The sequence below is a fragment of the Sorangium sp. So ce385 genome (genome assembly GCF_051474135.1).
Taxonomy (GTDB): domain Bacteria; phylum Myxococcota_A; class Polyangia; order Polyangiales; family Polyangiaceae; genus Sorangium; species Sorangium cellulosum_D.
Map to the genome: position 1 here is coordinate 4,824,429 of NZ_CP150337.1, position 20,779 is coordinate 4,845,207.

Genomic DNA, 20,779 nt, shown 5'->3' on the forward strand with positions numbered 1-20,779 from the left:
AGGGAAGCCTGAGCGCGCGGGGGCCTCTCTTGACGGATCCGAAAGCTCCTCTTACGGTCAGCGGCTCTGCGCTAACGTCGGGAGTCCCTCGATGCTCGATCGCGTCGCCGTTCACCAGACCCGGCTGCGCACGCCCGGCCTCGGGCTCGATGCCAAGGGCGTCGCCCTCGGGGCCAAGGGGCTCGTCCTCCTGCCGTCGATCGATCGGCTCGTCGCCTTCCTGGCGCTCTACACGCGGCAGGGCTCGCTCGGCGACATCCTCCGCTCGCTCGTCGTCGAGGTCGTGCGATCGAAGCTGGGCGCCCGGGAGGTCACCCTCCTGTTCGCCGCGGAGAGCAGCGACCGGCTCGACCGCGTCGCCGAGATCGCCCGGCTGGCCGGCGGCTACTGCTTCACCGGGACGAGCCGGCACTTCGTCCAGTACCGCGACGCCGCCGCGCCGTTCGGGTACGACGTCCCGCAGATCCTGCCCAGCGACGCGGCGCTCTCGCTCTACCACAACGCCTTCTCGCAGACGTACGAGGTCGAGCGGCGCCTCGACGTGCGCGCGCTGCTGCTCCGGCTCGAGCCGCACCTCGATCCGGCCGCCGGGCGCGAGCCCGGGTCCCGCTGGCTCGTCGCGGAGTCGGGGCTCGGCCCGGCGCTCATCCGCTACCTGTCCCGGAGCAGCGTCGAGGCCGAGGTCGGCCTGTGCGAGTGGCCGCCGGAGTCGAGCTTCGACGACGCCCCGGTCCTCCGCTACCTCTTCCGCGTGCCGACCATCCCCGACCGGATGGTCCCGCTGCTGACGAGCACGCCCGGCCTCGGGTACTTCGTCCCGGTCGCCCCCGGCGCCGCGGTGGAGATCGGGTTCCGGCACCCCGTCAACCTCCGCGCCTGCCCGGTGTTCAGCGAGGCGGGCCTCGTGCTTTTCCGGGGGAGGGGCCGCGAGGCGCTGGAGATCACGAAGCTGCCGGCGATGGGGGACGTCTCGGCGTTCGCCCGGGTCGAGCTCAGCCGCGAGCCCGCGGTGGCGCGGGTGACGCCGGAGGGCGACGCCCGGCGCCCCGCGTCGGTCGTGCTGTCGCTCCGCCTGGTCCCGAGCTCCGAGCCGTGGCGGACGGTCACGGCCTCGTGGATCCGGCCCGAGGAGATGCAGCTCCTCCGGCACGTCGCCTACGCGCTCGGCCCCGAGACGCTGCGGCGGGCCCGCATCGCCTTCACGGCCGCGGGCGCGTTCCTCCGCCACCCGACCGGCATCGAGGGGATCCCGGTCGGCGAGTTCTTCCGGGAGGTCCACCCGGGCCTCTACATCCCCGCCGGCTACGACGCGGTCCCCGCGGTCGCGCCCGGCGTGCTGTTCCGCGCGCTGGGCGCCCCGGCCGGGCAAGCGCTGTTCATCGGGCGCGACGGGCGGGCGATCGGCGTGCCCGAGGACGCGTTCGTCCCCCTGGAGACGGCGCTCCTCGAGGCGCAGCAGTGGTCGCCGCTGGCCGCGCAGTCGGCGGGCCTCACGGCCGCGCTGGCGACCGAGCTGCCCGAGGTCGTGCTCGGCGGCGTCGGCATCCGGCCGCTGCGCGACCTCGCCCCGCCCGACGCGAGCGGCGAGCCGAAGGCGCTCCCGCCGGGCGCCGGCCGGGCCCCCCAATGACCGATCCCGACGCGATCGCCGAGCGCCTCTCCGAGCTCCAGGCGAACGTGCTCGCCCCGCTCGTCCTCGGCGGCCCCCTCCACCCGGTGCGCCCGTTCGGCGTCCGGCTCGCGCTCCTCCTCGGCGACGGCGCGCGGGCGCTCGATCGCGACCTCGGCTCGCGCATCGATGTGGTCCGCGTCCGCGTCGCCCGGCTCGTCGCCCCGGTGGACACGCTCCCGGAGCTCACCGCCGCCGACTGGGCGCTGCTCGCCGCGCTGAACGACCTGCTCCAGCTCACGAACCACGAGCTCGCCGGCGTCCTGACGCGCAGCCGCTATCCGCGCCTGCTCGCGAGCGTGCGCGACCTCTGCGAGCTCGTGCCGGCGCCGGCGGACGTCGCGACCGCGCTGTCGCGGCACGCCACGTTCGCGCGCGTGCTCGACAGCTTTCGCACGGACGCGATGGTCGCCTGGTGGACGGGCCGCGCGAGCTTCCGCGGCCAGCGCCCGCCCCCGCGGCTGCTCCGGTGGCGGCAGCTGCGCAACGTCGAGGTCGAGACCCGGCGCGTCGGTCTGGCCGAGATGGGTCACGGCATCCCCGGGCTCGCCCCGCCGGACTTCACGGACGCGCTCGCCCTCTGGATGACGCGCACGCCGCTCACGGATCTCGCGACCGCCACCCGGAAGAGCCCGCCGTTCGCGTGGTCCGCCTCGACGCTCGCGGTCGTCGCCACCCCGCCTGGCCGGAGCCTCGCGTACCGCGTGCTCCTGCGCCAGCCGCACGACCTCGCCGTCGCGACGCTCGCCCGCGCCGCCAGGGAGGTCCCGCCCCGGTTCGGTCGGGCGCGCGCGATCGCCGAGTCGTTCGCCAGCGAGGTCGCCGCCGGGATCAAGCTGCTCGACGAGCGCTCCGGGGCCGCGTGACGCGCGTCCAGCGCGCGGCGAGCGGCGAGCGGCGAGCGCGATCGGTGAGCGACGATCGGCGTGCGGCGCGCCGCGCGGTTTTGATCGGTTCAAACGGGGCGTGATACGCTCCGGCCCCCTTTCACGCGCCTCGCGCTGGAGCGACGAACCGTTTGGACCGGCAAGACGCTGAGAACTCCGACGACATGCTTTCTTTTCCCCGGCGCCCTCTCCGCGTCGGCCTGCTTCGGGAGGCGGCCCGGCGCGCGCGGGGCCCGCGGGCGCGCATCGCCGGCGCGGCGCTCGCGCTCTCGCTGGCGGTGAGCCCGGGCGTCGCGTTCGCCCAGGCGTCTGCGCTGCTCGACGAGGGCAAGGCGCTCATGAAGAAGGGCAAGCTCGCGGAGGCCTGCCCCAAGATCGAGGAGAGCTACCGGCTGAGCCCGAGGTCGGCCACGCTCCTCGCGCTGGCCACCTGCCACGAGAAGCAGGGGAAGCTCGCGACCGCCTGGTCCGAGTTCATCGATCTCAGCGCCGCGGCCCGCAAGGAGGGCAACAAGCGGCTCGAGGCCGACGCGAAGGCGAGGGGAGCGAGGCTCGAGCTGCGGCTCCCGCGGCTCACGGTGAACGTGCCGCGGGCCGCCGCCGTCGAGGGGCTCGAGGTGACGCTCGACGGGGCGCCGGTCGACAGCGCGAGCTGGGGCCAGGCCCGGCCGATCGATCCCGGCGAGCACAAGGTGAGCGCGAGCGCGCCCGGCCGAAAGACGTGGGAGGCGTCGGTCTCGATCAAGCGGGGCGAGCGGAAAGCCGTGGCGGTTCCGGCGCTGGCCAAGGACGGCTCGGCGGCGCCCGAGCCCGCGCCGGCGGAGGAGGCGCCCGCGAAGGAGGCGGCGGCTGCGGCCACCGCGGCGCCGGACAAGGGCGCGGCCGGGGTGGGGAAGGGGGCAGCTGGGGCCGGGAAGGGCGCGGCTGGGGAGGGGAAGGGCGCGGCTGGGGGCGGGAAGGGCGCGGCTGGGAGCGGTAAGGGCGCGGCTGGGAAGGGCGCGGCTGGGGCCGAGAAGGGCGCGGCGGCGCCGGAACAGGCCGCTGCGGGGCCGGAGGAGGGCGCGCAGCCCGAGGAGCCTTCCGCGGCCGAGGAGCCGGAGGCGAGCCCGGGCGCCTCACCGAAACATGCCGGCACCTTCGTGCTCGAGGTCGGCGCGGCGGGCGGCGCGCTGATCGGGCTGATCGACTCCGGCAGCTTCGGCGACCTGAGCACGTATTCGTACAGCTACAACATCCTGCCGGAGGGCGAGCTCATCGCGCCCTGCAACGACGAGGTCTGCCACGCCAGCTTCGAGCCGGCGATCGGGCCGTTCGCCGGCGGCCAGGCCTTCGTCGGGGTCGCGCTCTCCGAGCGGCTGCACCTCGGCGCCCGGGTGCTCGGCGGCTACCGGTTCGGCGGCGGCTACCTGGCCGTCGGCGGCCCGTCTGCGTCGCTGCGCTTCGGGCGCCTGTGGCTCGGCCTGACGGGGCTCGTCGGCGCGGTGGGGCAGGACGCGAAGGTCACCGGCGTGAAGGGGGAGATCCCCTCCGAGCTTGTCGACCGCAACTACGGCCGGACCGAGGTCGACGTGAACGCGCGCGAGGGCAGCCTCCCCGAGACCGCGCTCGTCGAGACGCTCGCGTTCGGCGGCAGCGTCGAGGTGTCGCTCGTGCTCGCGGATCTGCCGAGCTCGAGCTGGACGTCCGGCGCGCTGCTCCTGAGCGCCTGGCCGACGTTCATGAAGGGGCTCGATGGGTTCGTGATCGCCGCGCCGGTGGGCCTCGGGTATCGGTTCTACTGACCGCGTCGTCTACCGGTGTCACGAACGGCGGCGTCGGGGGCGCGCCGCCTCCTGGCTCCGCGGCCCGAGCAGAGAACCGACGCGTTCGCTGCGGGTGGCGCCCCGGTGGCGCTCATGGAACGGCGGAACGGATCGTCGCACGTGAGGCGCGTTCCTGCGCAGAGGAGCTCACCGTTGCGCCTGCGTCCAGCCGAGCGCGGCGATGTCGAGCGCCAGGACCTCACGTCGATCGTAGCTTGCGAGCTCGACCGCGGGCCATGCGGCGAGCTGCGCCTGAACGCGCGCTGGTACGAGGTGCCCTCCGAGGAGAATTCGGGCGAGGTGCGAGAGGGACGCGCGCAGCGCGAGGAGATCCTCGAACGGGAACCTCCTGGCGTCGTCTGCCGACCAGATCTCGAGCGACCGAAGTCGCCGGACGAGAGGATGCGCTCCGAGCGCACGGAGTCCTTCGGGGCGCGTCGGGCGGTACCACAGCGCGAGGTGCTCGAGCGACGGGAGTTTTTCTGGACCGAGCGGTGCAAGGGCTCCTCGTACGTCATCGTCGCCGCGAAATACGGTCAGGTGGCGTAACGCCGGCGCGGGCTGGGCGAGCAGCGGCGCGAGGATGCGCTCCGGCGCGCCCAGCCCGCGTAGGCCAGGGAGCGCCGCGCCGACCGGCGGACTGGACCCACGGATCACGAGCGACGTGACCACCGATGCGCAGCCGTGCGCGTTGAGCAGATCGAGGAATGGCCCGAGCGCGCCAGAGATCATGAGGCGGAGGGATCGGAGCGAGCGTCCGGCGACGCTCGCCAGGAGTCGGCGCAGCCGATGCAGTCCGACGACGCCGAGCGAGACGTCCGGATCGTCGGGCGAGAAGCCGAGCGTGTCGCGTCCGATGAGCGAGAGCTCTGGCCGGAGCTCGTCCTCGATGGTGGCCGCATCTTCATCGTAGGCCCAAGCGATGAGGCCGCCGTGACCGTCATCGATGCACGCGAAGGGCTCGCCGAAATCGGGAATTGGGCCGAAGGTCATCGTCTTGAGCGAGTCGAGGAGCTCGCGTTCCATGGCGCGCGCATCGTCCCCATCGCGAAGCAGCCGCTCGGCTTGAAAGGCGATCAGGGTGCCCGTCGGGTCGCCCCGCCGCTCGAGTTGCGCGCCGATCAGGCGGGGCGCGGTGAGCATGTCTTCCTTGGGAGGAGCATTGATGATGGGTTGACCGCCCGTGACGAACCCCTCCGCGCGGAGTCGAGCAAGCCGGTGCTCAAAGACAATTTCGGCGATATGTGTCCTGGGGAAACGCCGTTCGAAGGGGGCACGGCGGCTTCTCCCGACTGGACGCTCCACGACGCGGGCGCCGTCGATGCGCAGGTCGATGTGCTCGTCGCGGCGGTCTAGCCGCAACGCAAGGCTGGCCGGTGGCGTGACGGTGTCGAGGCCATGGTGGAACGCCTTCCCGGAGCTCATCGCTGCCTCACGAAGCTGCCGTTGTCAGTACTCCACGTACCAAGATTCATGGGTCCGTGTGCGTTCGGCCGGCTGAGGTGGTTCGTGGGATGGGATGAAGAATAGCGACTTGCGTTCGTGCCTCCGCCGATCACGCGCCCGCTCGGCGGCGGTTGTCCAGCCATCGTCCAGAGGCGCGGGATGAGCTGAGAGCCCCGCCCCGCGCTCGTCGCTTGGTACCGCCGCCGACGCGCGCTACCGTCTCGCCGTGACGAAGATCGGGCGGCGCAAGCAGAAACCCACGCCGCGACAGGGCGCCCCGGAGCTCACCCCGAAGAGCGTCGCGCGCATGGACGTCGGCGACGCCGTCTACCGCCTGGTGAAGCTGCTCGCCCGCCACCCCGACGAGCGCCTCGACGCCAAGGCCCGCGGCGCCCTCGAAAAGACCCTGCCCGCCCTCGACGCGCTCCGCGCAAGCCACCCGGACCACCCGCAGGTCGCGTGGGTCGCCGGCATGATCCTCCGCAAGCTCGGCCGGCTGGACGAGGCCGCGCAGCTCGCCCGCCGCGCGTTCGAGCTCGAGCCCACGTTCGCCACCGCCGTGAGCCTCGCGTACGCCCTCCGGGAGCGAGGCGACATCGACGCGGCCCAGGGCGCGTTCGAGGCCGCCGCCCGCCTCGATCCCGAGGACGTCTCGGCCCGCTGCGACCTCGGCGCGATGCTCTGCGAAGCCGGCCGCACCGCCGAGGGCCTGCGCCACCTCGAGGCCGTCCTCGACAAGCAGCCGGCGCACCCCGTGGCCTTCCCGGCCTACGCCTGCCACCGCGCCGTGCGCGATGGCGACGCCTCCTGGTACGACAAGCTCGCGGCGTACGAGAAGGCGCACCCGGAGAGCGCAGCCGCCGCGCGGGCGCTCGAGCGCCTGCGCGCCGAAGGGCTCCACCACCCCGCGCCCATCGCCGTCGTCGAGGGCTTCATCGCCGGCGTCGCCGAGGCGCTCGACCACCTCCACCGCGATCACGACCCGTGGCTCAACCGCTTCGGCGCCCGCGAGCACGGCTACCGGCTCCTCCCGCCGCTCGCGCCGGAGGAGCTCCGCCGCATCGAGGCGTCCTCGGGCACCCGCATCCCCGCCGACTACGCGGCGTTCCTCACCCGCGTGGGCAGCGCCGGCGCGGGGCCCTACTACGGGCTCCTGCCGCTCGACGGCCCGGGGCAGCTCGAGAGCCTCGCGGGCGACTTCCCCCACACGCGGCCCTACCGGCCCCAGCCGCGGGCGATGAGCGCGTCCGAGCGCGCCGCGTACCGGGCCGACGCGACGGTCCGCGGCACGATCGCCCTCGCGCACATGGGCTGCGGCTACTTCTCCGTGCTCGTGGTGCGCGGCCCGCGCGCCGGCACCGTCTGGGCCGATCTCCGCGCGGCGGGCTCGGGCCTGCTCCCGACCCACGACAGCTTCACGGCGTGGTACCGCGACTGGATCGAGGCGCTCTCGAAGGGCGCGCCGGCCGAGCTCCCGATCAGCGCGCCCCGGTGCGCGGCGCCCGCGGCGCTCAGCGACTACCTGATGGCGTGGGAGCGCGAGCGGAGGCTCCCGCCCGGGAGCGCGGGCGAGGCGAGGGTCCGGCAGGCGCTCCGCGAGCTCCCCGACGGCGGGATCGCGATCCAGGCCGAGGCGTCCAGGTACTTCGACGCCGGCGATCCCGTCAGCCCCTGCCCCAGCTGCCGGCACATGTTCGAGCACTTCATCCAGAAGGACATGCTGCGCCCCGCGGCGCTGCGGCCCGGCGTGCCGCCCAGGGCCGCGCGGCGGCTCCGGCCGGAGGCGTAGCGACCCGCTTGCTCCGGCGGCGGTCCCCCCACGGCGGATTGCGTGCTGGCGGCGGTCCCCCCACGGCGGATTGCGTGCTGGCGGCGGTCCCCCCACGGCGGATTGCGTGCTGGCGGCGGTCCCCCCACGGCGGATTGCGTGCTGGCGGCGGTCCCCCCACGGCGGATTGCGTGCTGGCGGCGGTCCCCCCACGGCGGATTGCGTGCTGGCGGCGGTCCCCCCACGGCGGATTGCGTGCTGGCGGCGGTCCCCCCACCGTGAGCTGCGCGCCGGCCGCGCGGCTACCCCGCCTTGTCCGCGCGCCGCCGCCGGGCGCGCCGCGGCTCGCTCCGGGCGGCGCCTCCCTGGCTGGAGGGCTCCGGCTGCGGGGCGAACCCGATCGCCGCGAGCTCCCGCTCGCCGATCACGTCGCCCTTGGCCATGAGCGCCGCGCGGAGGAGGACCGCGCCCATCTCGGCGTCGTTGCCGGGCCACGGATGATCGAGCACCGCCTGCAGGGCGCGCAGGTCCAGGCCGAACGGCCGCCCCCGCAGCCGGACGCCGATGCGCGCGAGGTGATCCAGCGCGAGCGCCCGGAGGTCCTCGGCGCGCGACGACAGCGACGGCAGCGCGACCGCCCGATCGCCGAGACGATCGCCGAGCCGCTCGCTCATCTGGCCGGTCGCCACCAGCGCGTCGACCGTCTGGGGCACCGCCACGACGAGCCGCACGTCGTCCGGCAGCGCCGCGCCGAGGTAGCTCTGCACCTCGGCCGGCAACGCCTGCGCGTCGAGGATGAGCAGCGTGCCCCCCTTCGCCGCCTCGATCGGCGAGCTGTCCGGATCGCGCCACAGCGCCAGCGCGGGCGGCGCCCCCTCCGCGCCCGCGGGCCCGGCGCCGCCCGCCGGCGCGGAGGGGACGCCGCCCGCGGGCCCCGCGGAGGCGCCCCGCGCCTGCGCGAACGCCTGCGCGAACCCCTCGGGCACCGGCGCCGCGCCGTCGACGATCGCCAGCGGGCCGCCCGCGCGCGCGGACGACAGGTGCACGACCGCGCCCCACGCGACCGCGTCGATCCCGGGCGCGGTCAGCAGCGTGACCGGGCCGCCGGCCTCGCCGAGCCGCTCCAGCTGCTCGAGCGCCGCGCGCGCGGCGGGGCTGTAGGCCGCGGCCCGCGCCGGCCGCGAGAGCAGCGCCGCGATCGCGCGGAACCGGCCCGCGCCCTGCGCCACGGCGCGCTCGAGCCGGCTCACCTCCCGCGCGCGCTCCTCGGCCTCGCGGCGGGCGGCGACCTCCCGCCCGCGCGACCCCGACAGCATCGCCGACACCGCGATCACCGCGCCGAGCCGGTCGGCGACCGCGCGCAGGCCGCACACCTCCTCCAGCGTCATCGGCGACGCGCGCCGGCCCCGCGGGATCGCGAGCGCCCCGATCGGCCCCTCCGCGTCGTTCACCAGCGCCACCACGCCGATGTCGCGCTCGGCGAGCCACGCGAGCAGCGGGCGCACCTCCGGCCGCCGGACCTCGACCGCCTCGGCGGCCTCGACGCGCAGGACGCGCTCCGGCTCGAGCTGCGCGAGCTCGACGAGGCGCGCCGGCACCTCCGCCGGCGCGGTGTGCGCGTAGCCCGCGCGATCGACGGTCACCCGCTCGGGCGGCGAGAGCAGGTACAGCGCCGGCGGCGCCTGCCCGGCCGTGCCGGCGTCGGACGCGTCGCGCAGCGCGGAGAGCGCCGCCTCCAGCGCCGCCTCGGGCTCGGGGTTCATGGCCGCGCGCGTCGCGGCGTCGAAGGCGCCGAGCCAGCGCGCCCCCTCCGGCGCGAACCGCCGCGAGAGGGCCGGCGCGGCGAGCCCGGCGAGCGCGCAGAGCGCGCACGCGCCGAACACGGCGACGCCGACCGACGACGCCGGCGCGCCGCGGAGCCCGAGATCGCCGCGCGGCGCCTCGTGCACCGCGTACACCGCGAGGAGCGCCGGCGGGGTCGCGAGCGCCGCGAGCGCCAGCGTGCGGCGGAGCGCGCGCGAGACCTGCGCGGCGTCCGCGGCCACGGTGCAGAACGCGACGCAGACCGCCGCGACCGCGCTCGTGACGGGCAGGATCGACTCGGGCGCCGCGACGCCGACGAACGCCGCCGCGAGGCCGACCGCGAGCGCGGTCGCCGAGAGCAGGAGCGCGGCCTCGACCCGGTCGGCGACGCCGAGCTCGAGCCGCCGCGCGATGCGGACGCGCGCGATCGCCACGAGCATCACCGTGAGCGAGCCGAGCGACGCCGCGGAGGTGGCGTAGTGCACGAGCAGCGGATCGAGATCCGCCGCGCGCTCGGGCGCCGCCGCGGACACGGCGGGCAGGGCGACCGCGACGGTCCAGAAGAGCGAGGCGAACGCCGCGGCGTCGAGGCGCCGCGTGCTGGGCGGGGGCTCGAGCAGCCCGCCGAGGCCGGCGATGCGCGCGAGCCCGACCAGGGCGGCCATCGACGCCGCCGCCGCGCCGAGGTTGCCGAGCGCGATCAGCGCGAGCCCGGTGGGGCCGCTCCGCGCGGCGGCGAGCATCGCGGCGCCGGTGAGGCACACGGCGGCGGCGCCGCGGGCGGCCGGCTCGATCCGGTCCTCCCCGCGCGGCGGCCGCTCGACCCACCGCAGGCCGAGCGCGAGCAGCGCCGGCAGCCCGAGCAGGGCGAGCCACGCGGGCCCGTGGCCGCCGGACGCCCGGAGCGCGGCGAAGGCCGTGTAGGCGACAGCGGCCGCGGCGATCCAGAACGAGCGCCGGCGCAGCATCGCGGCGAGCGTAGCGTCTGGCCGCGGGGGCGCCAACGAGGCGGGCTCGTCGGTGGAACGACGCGCCGCCCCCGCCGCCGCCCGCGGCGTTCCGCTCCCTCAGGCCCTCACGGCGGGAGCGCGGTGATCCAGTCGCGCACGCACGCCTTCTGCTCTTCGGTGAGCGGATTCATGTTGAACGGCATCCGGTTGCCGCACGGCGGATCATCCATGAGCTTCGTGTAGAGCGAGCTCATGTCCGGCTGACCCGGCACGAGCACCGAGCCGCCGCACGACTGGGACGGCTGGTCCCTGAACTTCGTCTCGAACCCCGCCGCCAGGACGATGCCCGAGACCTTCGTGCCTTCGTCGTGGCAGCCTGCGAAGCCGCACGAGTTCGCGATCAGCGTCGGGGCCTCGGCGCACGTCGGGGGGCCGCCGCCGGTGGTCGCGGTGGTGGCCGCCGCGTCGCCGCCGGTGGTCGCCGCCGCGTCGCCGGTGGTCACCGCGTCGCCGCCGGTGGTGGCGCTGGGGGCGCCGCCGCCGCCGGCCGCCGTCGTGGCGCCCTGGCCGTCGCTGGCGCCGGCGCCTTCGTCGCCGCCGGCGGCGTACTCCTCCTTGAAGTCCTCGTCGAGGGTCCCCGCGCAGCTGGCGAGCAGCGCGGCGCCGCTCAGCAGCGCGGCGGCGGCGAACGCCGCGCGCCTGGAAAGGGAAGCGATGGTCGTCACGTGCTACCTCACTCTCAGTAGATGTAGGCCCCGGCGAGCCGAATCCCCAGGTACTGGTCCGTTGCCCCGCCGGCGGCGTAGTCGTCGCTGAGCTCCGGCTGGAACGACGAGAAGAACCGGGCGTACTCGACGAGCAGCCGCGCCTCGATCCCCTTCGCGACCGGGACGAGCACGCCGGCCGTCGCGCCGATGCCCTGGACGCTGGCGCCGGTGAACCGATCGTAGACCGGGCCGGTCGAGAGGGGCATCAGGTAGTCGGCGCCCAGCGCCAGCGCGACCGGGCCGGCCGGGATGCGCGCGTCGAGGCCGGCGCGGAAGATCGTGTAGTCGACGTTCGGCACGGTCGCAGCGAGGTCGTCCGGCGCGTCGATCTCGAAGGTCAGGAACCGGACCCCGGCGTTGATCCCGAGCACCGTCGACTCGCCGAGCGTCAGCCGCTCGCGCAGCCCGAGGTTGATGCGCTGGTAGGTCGTGCTGAGCGGGTCGCCGTCGCCCACCGCCGAGTTGAGGCCGAGCGCCCGCGCGTACCCGGCGGTGATCCCGAGGCCCTTGAGCACCGCGATGTTCGTGCCCGCGAGCGGGTACAGCTCTGCGGAGACCGACAGCGCCGGCTGACCGAAGACGTTGTAGGGCCGGAGGTTCTGCGAGAGCGGATCGGAGTAGTCGAACCAGCGGCCCACGAACTCGACGCCGAGCTCGACCGAGAAGAGCGCCGAGCGGACGTCGTTGCGCTTGCGCGCCGGGCCCCCGTCGTCCTTGCCGCCCTCGGCCTTCTCCTCGCCGTCGCCGTCGCCGTCGCCGCCGTCCTCGCCGTCGCCGCCCTCTCCCTCGCCGTCGCCGTCGCCGTCGCCGCCGCCGTCCTTCTTCTCGTCATCGGCGGGCGGCGGCGCGATCTGCGCCAGCGTGGGGCCGAGCAGATCTTCCAGCGCCTTCTTGCGGTCGTCGTCCGAGCCGCCCAGCGGCACCGCGCCGTCCACCGCGAGGTCGCCCGCGTTCTCGTCGACGTAAACGAGGTAGACCTCTTTCTTCTTCTTCTTGTTCGTCCGCGAGACGCCGTAGATCACGCCCTCCGCCTTCACGGTCTTGCCGGCCTTGCGGATGCGGTCGATGGACTTCTTCCGCAGGCCCTTCATCACCACCGCGTCCCCGACGGGCTTGGTCTGGCCGGCGCCCTTCAGCGCCTTCGAGAACGCGGCAGGCTCGACGACCTCCAGCGTCTTCGGGACCAGCGAGAGGATGTCCTCGCGGATCGCATCCGCGTTGGGCCCCTCGACGTGGACCGCGATCGACTTCGACGCCTTGGGGGCGGCGAGCACGACCGGCGAGACCGCGAACGTGGCTGCGGTCGCGGCGGAGAGCCCGAGGAGGATCCTCCCACAGAGGCTCAAAGAGAGGGACAGCGTGGTGAACCTAGTGAGCTTGCGCACGGGCCTTTTCGTGGTGGCAGCGACGTCGACTGAAGCTTGCACGCGCGCGAGCCTACAAGCGATGTCGGGACGGAATCCAGCGTCTTGCGAAAGGATGGGGGATATTTACGCGCGACACGCAGTGTCGCTAAGAGACTCCGCTACGACCGGATTCTGAAGGCTTGCCGCGTCGCGCGCCCGCCTTCCTTGACTGGCTTCAATCAAGTAGAAAAGTGTCGAGCGATGCGCGGCGCCGCGACGCAACGCATCTCAGACCAGCACGTCCCAGGCAGAGGGCACATGGATCGGTCAAGAGGACGGCACTCCCGCGCGCGGCGCGGCCCTTTCTCCTCGCTGGGGGCCGCGATGATCGCCGTGATGGCGGCAGCCGCCTGCTCGGGCAGGTCCGGCGCCGGGGCGGACGGCGAGCCGACGCGCTGCGCCGAGATCCGGCCGGGCGCCTCGCCGCTCCGGCGGATGACGCGCTTCGAGTACAACAACACGATCCGGGATCTCCTCGGCGACGACAGCGCGCCGGCCGACGCCTTCGTGGTCGAGGAGGAGGCGCTCGGGTTCAACAACCAGGCGGCGGCGCTCGGCGTCACGCCGCTGCTCGCCGAGCAGCTCATGAAGGCCTCTGAGGCGATCGCGGCCCGGGCCGCGCGAAACCCCGAGAGGCTCCTCGAGGGGTGCGATCCGGCGGTGCAGGGGCCCGAGGTGTGCGCCGACGAGCTCATCGCGCGCTTCGGCAAGCGCGCGTTCCGGCGGCCGCTCACGCCGGCGGAGGGCGAGCGGTTCGCGCGGCTCTTCGCCTGGGGGAACGGCGAGCACGGCTTCTCCACCGGCGTCGAGCTCGTGATCCAGGCGATGCTCCAGTCGCCGCACTTCCTCTACCGCGTCGAGCTCGGCATGCCGGATCCGATCGGGGACGGCGTGGTGCCGCTCTCCGATCACGAGATCGCCTCGCGGCTGTCGTACCTGCTCTGGGGCTCGATGCCCGACGACGCGCTGTTCGCCGCGGCCGACGCGGGCGAGCTCCGCACCGCCGCGCAGATCGCCGCGCACGCCCGCCGCCTGCTCGACGACCCGCGCGCCCGCGCCGCGGTCGCGAACTTCCACGCGCAGTGGCTGCAGCTGTCGAACATCGACACCCTCACCAAGGACCCCGCGGTCTACCCGAGCTTCCAGGCCGGGCTCCCGGCGCTCCTCCGGGCGGAGACCGAGGCGTTCCTCGAGCACGTCGTGTTCGACGACGCCGCCGGCGACGTGGCGACGCTGCTGACGGCGCCGTACTCGCTGATGAACGCCGAGCTCCGCGCGTTCTACGGGCTCCCGGAGGGGCCCGCCGGGGCGCCGGACGAGCTCGCGATCGTGCCGCTCGATCCGTCGCAGCGCGCCGGCTTCCTCACCCACGCGAGCCTGCTCTCGGTGCTCGCGAAGCCGAACCAGTCCTCGCCCGTGCACCGCGGCAAGTTCGTCCGCGAGCGGCTGCTCTGCCAGATCTTGCCGCCGCCGCCGCCCGACGTGGACATCCAGCCGCCCGAGGTGCGGGACGGGATCCCGACCCGCCGGCGGTTCGAGCAGCACGCCACGGACCCGAGCTGCTCCGGCTGCCACAAGCTCATGGATCCGATCGGCTTCGGGTTCGAGCGCTACGACGGGATCGGCCTCTACCGCGAGGCCGACCAGGGCGTCCCGATCGACGCGAGCGGCGAGATCGGGGGGACCGGCGGCGCGGACGGGCCGTTCGACGGGGCGGTGGAGCTCGCGCACCGCCTCGCGGAGAGCGACGGGGTGCGCCAGTGCGTCGCGACGCAGTGGTTCCGCTTCGGCTACGGCCGCGCCGAGCAGGCGGAGGACGAGTGCAGCATGACCCAGATCCAGGCGGCGTTCGCCGAGAGCGGTTACAACATCAAGGCGCTGCTCGTGGCGCTGACCCAGACGGACGCGTTCCGCTACCGCCGCGCGCTGCCCGGCGACGGGGGGGCGCCGTGAGCCGCGCCGCGCCGCGCCGCGCGCCGCGGAGCCGCCTGGATCGCCGCGCCTTCCTGCGCGGCGCGGGCGGGCTCGCCCTCGCGCTGCCGTTCCTCGACGCGATGGGCGGCTCGGCGAGCGCCGTCGATTTCCCGAAGCGCTTCGTCGTCTTCTTCACGGGCCTCGGCACCGTCAAGAAGGCGTGGGAGCCGACCGGGACCGGGGCGTCGTTCGAGCTCGGCGAGATCCTCGCCCCGCTCTCGCCCTACCGGGAAAAGCTGCTCGTCATCGACGGCATCAACATGGACTCGGCCTACCACGGGCCGGGCGATCCCCACCAGCAGGGCATCGGCCAGGCCCTCACCGGCACGGAGCTCCAGGAGGGGACGCTCTTCCCGTACGCCTGCAACCCCGCGGCGCGCGTCGGCTGGGGCGGCGGCATCTCGGTCGACCAGTTCCTCGCCGCGAAGCTCGGGCAGAGCACGAAGCTCTCGTCGCTCGAGCTCGGCGTGCAGGTCCAGTACGCCAACGTCTCGTCGCGCGTCTCGTACCTCGGCCCGGCCCAGCCGGTCCCGCCCGAGGACGATCCGCGCGCGGCGTTCGACCGGCTCTTCCTCGACCTCAGCGCCGACCCGGCGGACCTCGAGCGGCGGCGCGCCCTGCGCCGCCGGGTGCTCGGCAGCGTCATGGAGGACTACGGCTCGCTCGCGAGGACGCTGGGGGGCGAGGACCGGCAGAAGCTGGAGCAGCACCTCGACGCGGTGGGCGAGATCGAGAAGCGCCTCGACGCGCCGGGGCTCCTCGGCGGCGCGTGCGCGCTGCCGGAGCTCGGCGATCCGCTCGACGTCTACGCGAACGACAACTACCCGGCGATCGGGAAGCTGCAGATGGATCTGCTCGCGATGGCGCTCGCCTGCGATCTCACGCGGGTCGCGTCGCTCCAGTGGAGCTCGACGCAGGCCGGGAAGGTGTTCACCTGGCTCGGCCAGTCGGACACGCACCACTCGCTCTCGCACTCGAACGTGACCGACGAGACCAAGCAGCAGCAGCTCATCGACATCGGGCGCTGGCACGCGGAGCAGCTCGCGTACCTGCTCGGGAAGCTCGACGCGGTGAAGGAGGGCACGGGCACGCTGCTCGACAACACGCTCATCCTCTGGTGCACCGACATCTCGGAGGGGCAGACCCACTCGCGGCACAACATGCCGTACGTGATCGCGGGCGGCGCCGGCGGGGCGCTCCGGACCGGGAGGTACGTGCGCTACGGCGGCGACGCCCACAACGACCTGCTCGTGACGCTGTGCAACGCGATGGGCGTGGACGTGCCCACGTTCGGCAACCCCGCGTACTGCACGGGTCCGCTGCCGGGCCTCCTGGCCTGAGCGCCGGGCGGCCGTTTTGGGCTTTTCGTCGCGCGCCGTTTTTGGCAAGTACGCGCGCATGGGCGGCCTGCTGTCTTCAGGGAAGCCTCGCCGCGCGGCGCGCTCGACGCGCGCGGCGCGCCTGGTCCTTCGTCTCGCGCGCCTCGCGGCGCTCTCGGCGGCCGCGTGCGGCGCGGTCGGGTGCAAGAAGCCCGCGGACGCGCCGGCGGACGCCGGGGCCCAGGCCGGCGACGCGGGCGCGGAAGCCGTGGCCGCTGCGGCGGCGGCGCCCGCGGCAGCGACGGCGGAGGCGGCCGCGTGGCCGCCGAGCGACAAGCCGCTGCTCGGGGTCACCGCGTTCGTCGCGACCGTTTACAAAGAGCCGCGCGACACCTCGAAGAAGCTCGGCTACCTGCGGGTCGGCTCGAGGGTGCCGCGCGCCGCGGAGCCCGCCGGCACGGCCGGCTGCCCGGGCGGGTGGTACGCGATCGAGCCGCGCGGCTTCCTCTGCGTCGGCGAGGACGCGACGCTCGATCTCGACGACCCCATCCTCAAGGCCGCCGGTCCCGGGCCGAACCTGAGGAGCGCGCTCCCGTACCGGTATGCCTTCGTCCGCGCCGTGCTGCCGCTCTACCTGCGCGTGCCCACCGCCGAGGAGCAGCGGAAGTCGGAGTTCAAGCTCGACGAGCACCTCGCGTGGTTCGAGGAGAACAAGGCGACGGTGCAGCGGGTCGACCTCGGCGCGAACGACGTGCCGATCGACGCGCGGGGCGTGCCGCTGCCGGGCAAGCGGATCGGCGAGCTCGGCCTCGGGAAGAACTCGCTCGAGCTCGGCGAGGGCGCCCTGCTCGGCGCGGAGGGGGAGAACGACCCGATCCCGTTCTGGCTGGAGGGCGGCAAGCGCCTCATCCGCAACATCAGCGACTTCAAGGTCCCGGACTACGCGGTCTTCGCCGATCGGGCGCGCCGCTTCACCGGCCTGTCGCTGATCGGCTCGTTCCCGACCGGGCCGGAGTCGTTGAACCGGCGGTTCGCGATCACGACGGATCTCCGGCTCGCGCCCGCGACGAAGATCAAGCCGGACACGGGCTCGCCGTGGCACGGCGTCGAGCTGAACGACGAGCTCACGCTGCCGCTCGCGTTCGTCCGGGCGCGGAGCGCGCGCGACGTCGAGATCGAGGGGGACAAGGCGACGCCGGGCAAGGAGCTCCCGTTCCGCGAGGTCCTCCCGCTCACCGGCAGGATGCGCCGGCTCGAGGGGGTGAAGTACTACCGGACGAAGGACCAGCGGTACGTGAGCCAGCTCGACGTGGGGCTCGCGGTCGCCCCGTCCGCGTGGCCGGCGGTCGCCGAGAAGGGCGAGAAGTGGATCGAGGTCTCGATCACGCACCAGACGCTCGTCCTCTGGGAGGGCAAGCGCCCCGTCTATGCCACGCTGGTCTCGACCGGTCAGGCGGGGGTGGCCGATCCCAAGACCACGACCGCGACGGTGCGCGGCGTCTTCCGCATGCGCAACAAGCACATCACGGCGACGATGGACTCGAACGAGTCGTCGAGCGTCGGCGGCCGCCCGGAGACGACCGCGGAGGCGCCCTCGGCCTCGCGGGGCGCGAAGCCGGACAAGGGCGGCTCCTCGAAGGAGCGCTCGAAGAAGAAGCCGGGCGCGAGCGCGGCGGAGAAGCCCGAGGCGGGCCAGAAGGCGGTGCCCCGCAAGGGCGACGGGGAGTACGGCGTCACGCGGCGGCGCGGCGAGGGGACGTACGCCCTCAAGGACGTGCCGTACATCCAGTACTTCGCGAGCGGCTACGCGCTCCACGCCGCGTACTGGCACGACGTCTTCGGCACGCCGCGCAGCCACGGCTGCATCAACCTGTCGCCCATCGACGCCCACCGGGTGTTCCTGTGGACCGATCCCCCGGTGCCGCCCGGGTGGCACGCCATCAACACGGGCGAGGAACTGGGCGAGGGGACGACGATCATCATTCACGAGTGAGCTGCCTGTCGGGCGGCTCCGTGACGGGAGAGATTCGAACCACAGAGGGCACAGAGGGCACAGAGGAGAGAGAAGAGAGTTGTTGTTTCCTCTCTCCCCTCTGTGCCCTCTGTGCCTGTGTGGTTCCCTCTCTCCTCCAACCAGGGACGGCGCCGGGCGACGCGGTATCAACCAGCGCTGATCGGCGCCGTGCGGAGGAGGTCGTCGAGCGCGTCGTCGGCGGCGCCGGCGAGGGCGTCGAGCAGCGCGGCGAGGCGGTCGTGCTGCTCCGGCGTGAACGGGGGCATGCCGAAGCGAGAGCGCACGCGCGAGAGCATGAACGCTAGGCCGACGCCGTCCTGGTAGCCGGCGATCCAGGGGCCGCGGGCGAGCTCGTCGCAGATGCGCCGGAGGCGCGCCTCGAAGGCGGGGCGATCGGCGAGGGCGGCGGCGGGGGAGGGGGCGCGCCGCTCGAAATGGTGGATCGAGGCGGCGGCCGCGGTCGGGGGGCCGTCGATGGCGGCGAGGCCGGCGCGGAGGTCGTCGAGGAGGGGGGCGAGGCCGAGCCGGCGCACGAGCGCGCCGTCGAGGCACATCTCCCAGAGCACGTGGGCGAACAGCGCGAGCCGCGGCGCGCCGAGCGCGGCGCCGCGCAGCGCCTCGGCGAGGCGGCGCTCCCCCTCCACGAAGACGGGGGCGGCGTGGAACCAGCGGTCGACGGCGACGTGGTGATCGATGCCGGCCAGCACCTCGGCGAGGCGGGGCGCCGGGGCGGCGGGGGGCTCGGGCGCGCGCGCGGGCTTCACGCGCCGGTCGGCCATGCGCCAGAGGTCGGGGAGCATCGCGCCGGCGCCGGCGGCGACCGAGCCGAGGTCGCGCGCGGCGAGGTGGCGATGAAGCAGGAAGTTCATGCGTTCAGGATGGCGCCGCGGCCTCCGGCGGTCGACGGTGAACCGATGCCGCGCGCCCTGCCTCGCCTGTCGCTCTTCGAGTGGAACGATTCATCGTGGTCTCCCGGTCCGCTGCGCGAGCTCATCATCGAGTCGCTGAGCCGGACGATCCGCTGGGGCGGCATGCTGCGCGGCCTGATCGCGCCGTTCCGGCGCTTCGTCGCCGCCTCGGGGGCGACCGAGGTCATCGAGCTCGGCGCGGGCGCGGCCGGGCCGTCGGAGGTGCTCATCGACGAGCTCCTCCGCGCGGGCGCGGCGCCGCCGCGCTTCGTGCTCACCGACCTCCTGCCGCAGCCGGAGGCGTGGGCGGCGGCGGCCGCGCGGCACCCGGCGTTCGTCGCCTTCGAGCCCTCGCCGGTGGACGCGACGCGCATCCCGCGGGCGCTCGCCGAGGGCCGCGCGCGGCTGATGATCAACGCCTTCCACCACTTCTCTCCCGAGCTCGCGCGGGCGATCCTGGCGGACGCGGTGCGCGGCTCGTCCGGCATCTTCCTGTCCGAGGGCTTCGAGCGGAACCCGCTCGGCTTCTTGCCGATGGTCCCGGTCGGCGTCGCCGCGCTCGCCGCGAACCCGCTGCTCGCGCGCCGCTCCCGGGCCGCGAAAGCGTGGCTCACGTGGGCGACCCCGATCGCCGCCGCGGCCAGCGTATGGGACGGCCTGGTGAGCACGCTCCGCGTCTACACCGAGGCCGAGCTGCGCGAGATGGTCGCCCCGCTCGGGGACGCGTTCGCGTGGGAGTACGGCACCTACGACTTCCCGCTGTGGGGCAAGGGGTACTACTTCTTCGGCGTTCCTGCGCGATGAGCAGGCGCCGAGGGCGCTCGGCGATCCAGCGCAGGAGCCTCCGACGAGCAGCTCACCAGGGATGGACGAGGCAGCTGTATTTTTGCGGCCGGGAACGCCGGTCATTTTGTTGAATAAAAATTTGACCCGTTCCACCCACCCCCGCGCACAGGGGCGGAAGCTGGCGACGCGGTGTCTCCGACGTCGTTCCATGCGGATTCGATGGCTTCCGGCGGCTGGGAAGAGGGGCAAGACATGATGGCTTATCGGCGGATGGTGGTGGCAGTATCGGCGTGCGTGGCCCTCGTGGCGGCGACCGCGTGTGGAGGGGGGACCGGCGACGCTGGTGACGCTGCCTCGGGCGGCGACGGGACGGCGAGCGGCGGCGACGGGACGGCGAGCGGCGGCGACGGGACGGCGAGCGGCGGCGACATCGGGCAGGACCCCTTCGGCGACATCGGGGGTAGCGCGAGCTCGGGCGGTGACCCGAGCGCGGGCGGCGACGCCTGCGGCAGCGAGCTCATCGCGATCGTGCGCGACTTCAAGGATACGCACCCGGATTTCGAGGCCCGGCCCGGGGAGGACCGGGGCATCGTGGAGGCTCAGCTCGGCGCGGACGGCAAGCCGGTCTATGCGGGCGGCAGCGAGGGCACGTTGACCACGACCGGCAAGGAGGCCTTCGATCAGTGGTTCCGCGACGTGCCCGACGTGAACACCGCCATCCAGATATCCATCTCGCTCGTGGACAACGGGAACGGCACGTCCACGTACGACGATGCCGACTTCTTCCCGATCGACGACATGGGGTTTGGCAACGAGGACCGGCGCCACAACTATCACTTCACGCTCGAGCTCCACACCACGTTCGAATACAAGGGTGGCGAGGTGTTCACCTTCTCGGGCGACGACGACCTCTTCACCTTCATCAACGGCCGTCTCGCGATCGATCTGGGCGGTATTCACAAGCCGGAGAGCGCGACGATCGACCTCGACGAGCGCGCGCAGGACCTCGGCATCACGCCGGGCAACACGTACGCGCTCGACTTCTTCTTCGCCGAGCGCCGCACGACCGAGTCGAACTTCCGCATCGACACGTCCATCGGTTGCTTTACCCCGGTCATCAACTGAGCTCGGTCGTCCACTGACCCGGCGCGACCTCAGCCCACAGCGCCCTTCATTTCCCACCGTCCGCGTTCCTCGGCTCACCGCCCCGCCCGCGCCGTATCCCGCCCAGCGGCTCGCGCCGACCGCCCCCCGTTTCCCCCTGGAGCGGCCGCCGTTGC

At 74.0% G+C, this 20,779-nt stretch carries 14 protein-coding genes; 9 read left to right on the forward strand and 5 right to left on the reverse strand.

The window, feature by feature from the left end:
- Positions 1–91 precede the first annotated feature (91 nt).
- The 3 genes from WME83_RS17720 to WME83_RS17730 all read left to right on the forward strand — a co-directional run bounded on the left by WME83_RS17720 (position 92) and on the right by WME83_RS17730 (position 4,337).
- On the forward strand, positions 92–1,630 hold the full coding sequence (locus WME83_RS17720; RefSeq protein ID WP_437320461.1) for a hypothetical protein: 1,539 nt from the start codon (positions 92–94) through the stop codon (positions 1,628–1,630).
- Positions 1,627–2,535, forward strand: a complete 909-nt coding sequence (locus tag WME83_RS17725) for a hypothetical protein (RefSeq protein WP_437320462.1) — start codon at positions 1,627–1,629, stop codon at positions 2,533–2,535. Before WME83_RS17720 ends, WME83_RS17725 begins: the two co-directional genes overlap by 4 nt.
- Positions 2,536–2,720: 185 nt before the next feature.
- Positions 2,721–4,337, forward strand: coding sequence for a hypothetical protein (locus tag WME83_RS17730; protein WP_437320463.1), 1,617 nt, complete (start codon positions 2,721–2,723; stop codon positions 4,335–4,337).
- A gap of 168 nt (positions 4,338–4,505) precedes the next feature.
- On the opposite strand, the gene WME83_RS17735 is transcribed toward WME83_RS17730, so the two are convergent.
- Positions 4,506–5,783 (reverse strand): hypothetical protein, encoded by a 1,278-nt coding sequence (locus tag WME83_RS17735; protein ID WP_437320464.1) that lies wholly within the window; start codon positions 5,781–5,783, stop codon positions 4,506–4,508.
- Positions 5,784–6,030: 247 nt separating this feature from the next.
- Here WME83_RS17735 and WME83_RS17740 point away from each other — a divergent pair, with 247 nt between their 5' ends.
- On the forward strand, positions 6,031–7,593 hold the full coding sequence (locus WME83_RS17740) for a tetratricopeptide repeat protein (RefSeq protein ID WP_437320465.1): 1,563 nt from the start codon (positions 6,031–6,033) through the stop codon (positions 7,591–7,593).
- Between the two features lie 281 nt (positions 7,594–7,874).
- On the opposite strand, the gene WME83_RS17745 is transcribed toward WME83_RS17740, so the two are convergent.
- From WME83_RS17745 to WME83_RS17755, 3 genes are all read right to left on the reverse strand, one after another.
- Entirely contained in the window at positions 7,875–10,343 is a 2,469-nt protein-coding gene (locus WME83_RS17745; protein WP_437320466.1) for a hypothetical protein, read from the reverse strand.
- 107 nt (positions 10,344–10,450) lie between these two features.
- Positions 10,451–11,050, reverse strand: coding sequence for a hypothetical protein (locus WME83_RS17750; RefSeq protein WP_437320467.1), 600 nt, complete (start codon positions 11,048–11,050; stop codon positions 10,451–10,453).
- 14 nt (positions 11,051–11,064) lie between these two features.
- Positions 11,065–12,477: a hypothetical protein gene (locus WME83_RS17755; RefSeq protein ID WP_437320468.1), complete on the reverse strand. Its 1,413-nt coding sequence runs from the start codon at positions 12,475–12,477 to the stop codon at positions 11,065–11,067.
- 357 nt (positions 12,478–12,834) lie between these two features.
- On the opposite strand from WME83_RS17755, the gene WME83_RS17760 reads away from it, so the two are divergent.
- From WME83_RS17760 to WME83_RS17770, 3 genes are read left to right on the forward strand one after another with little or no spacing between them, the layout of a single operon-like run.
- On the forward strand, positions 12,835–14,451 hold the full coding sequence (locus tag WME83_RS17760; RefSeq protein ID WP_437320469.1) for a DUF1592 domain-containing protein: 1,617 nt from the start codon (positions 12,835–12,837) through the stop codon (positions 14,449–14,451).
- The gene (locus WME83_RS17765) at positions 14,448–15,812 is read left to right on the forward strand and encodes a DUF1552 domain-containing protein (protein WP_437320470.1); all 1,365 of its coding nucleotides are present in this window, start codon (positions 14,448–14,450) and stop codon (positions 15,810–15,812) included. Before WME83_RS17760 ends, WME83_RS17765 begins: the two co-directional genes overlap by 4 nt.
- Before the next feature lie 58 nt (positions 15,813–15,870).
- A complete protein-coding gene (locus WME83_RS17770) occupies positions 15,871–17,784 on the forward strand; it encodes a L,D-transpeptidase (RefSeq protein WP_437320471.1) in 1,914 nt (637 codons plus the stop codon).
- Between the two features lie 167 nt (positions 17,785–17,951).
- Here WME83_RS17770 and WME83_RS17775 read toward each other — a convergent pair whose 3' ends face one another.
- Positions 17,952–18,674 carry a hypothetical protein gene (locus WME83_RS17775; protein WP_437320472.1) on the reverse strand — a complete coding sequence of 241 codons (723 nt, stop codon included), beginning with the start codon at positions 18,672–18,674 and terminating at the stop codon, positions 17,952–17,954.
- On the opposite strand from WME83_RS17775, the gene WME83_RS17780 reads away from it, so the two are divergent.
- Together WME83_RS17780 and WME83_RS17785 are read left to right on the forward strand one after the other, a co-directional pair.
- On the forward strand, positions 18,657–19,517 hold the full coding sequence (locus WME83_RS17780; protein WP_437320473.1) for a hypothetical protein: 861 nt from the start codon (positions 18,657–18,659) through the stop codon (positions 19,515–19,517). The two genes, WME83_RS17775 and WME83_RS17780, sit on opposite strands and share 18 nt — an antisense overlap.
- Positions 19,518–19,751: 234 nt before the next feature.
- Entirely contained in the window at positions 19,752–20,624 is an 873-nt protein-coding gene (locus tag WME83_RS17785; RefSeq protein WP_437320474.1) for a fibro-slime domain-containing protein, read from the forward strand.
- The last annotated feature ends 155 nt before the right edge of the window (positions 20,625–20,779 follow it).

What these genes read in the sequence shown, in the direction of transcription:
- WME83_RS17720 (WP_437320461.1), top strand. Translation starts at nt 92, where the DNA reads ATGCTCGATCGCGTCGCCGTTCACCAGACCCGGCTGCGCACGCCCGGC.
- WME83_RS17725 (WP_437320462.1), top strand. Translation starts at nt 1,627, where the DNA reads ATGACCGATCCCGACGCGATCGCCGAGCGCCTCTCCGAGCTCCAGGCG.
- WME83_RS17730 (WP_437320463.1), top strand. Translation starts at nt 2,721, where the DNA reads ATGCTTTCTTTTCCCCGGCGCCCTCTCCGCGTCGGCCTGCTTCGGGAG.
- WME83_RS17735 (WP_437320464.1), bottom strand. Translation starts at nt 5,783, where the DNA reads ATGAGCTCCGGGAAGGCGTTCCACCATGGCCTCGACACCGTCACGCCA.
- WME83_RS17745 (WP_437320466.1), bottom strand. Translation starts at nt 10,343, where the DNA reads ATGCTGCGCCGGCGCTCGTTCTGGATCGCCGCGGCCGCTGTCGCCTAC.
- WME83_RS17760 (WP_437320469.1), top strand. Translation starts at nt 12,835, where the DNA reads ATGGCGGCAGCCGCCTGCTCGGGCAGGTCCGGCGCCGGGGCGGACGGC.
- WME83_RS17770 (WP_437320471.1), top strand. Translation starts at nt 15,871, where the DNA reads ATGGGCGGCCTGCTGTCTTCAGGGAAGCCTCGCCGCGCGGCGCGCTCG.
- WME83_RS17780 (WP_437320473.1), top strand. Translation starts at nt 18,657, where the DNA reads ATGAAGCAGGAAGTTCATGCGTTCAGGATGGCGCCGCGGCCTCCGGCG.
- WME83_RS17775 (WP_437320472.1), bottom strand. Translation starts at nt 18,674, where the DNA reads ATGAACTTCCTGCTTCATCGCCACCTCGCCGCGCGCGACCTCGGCTCG.
- WME83_RS17785 (WP_437320474.1), top strand. Translation starts at nt 19,752, where the DNA reads ATGATGGCTTATCGGCGGATGGTGGTGGCAGTATCGGCGTGCGTGGCC.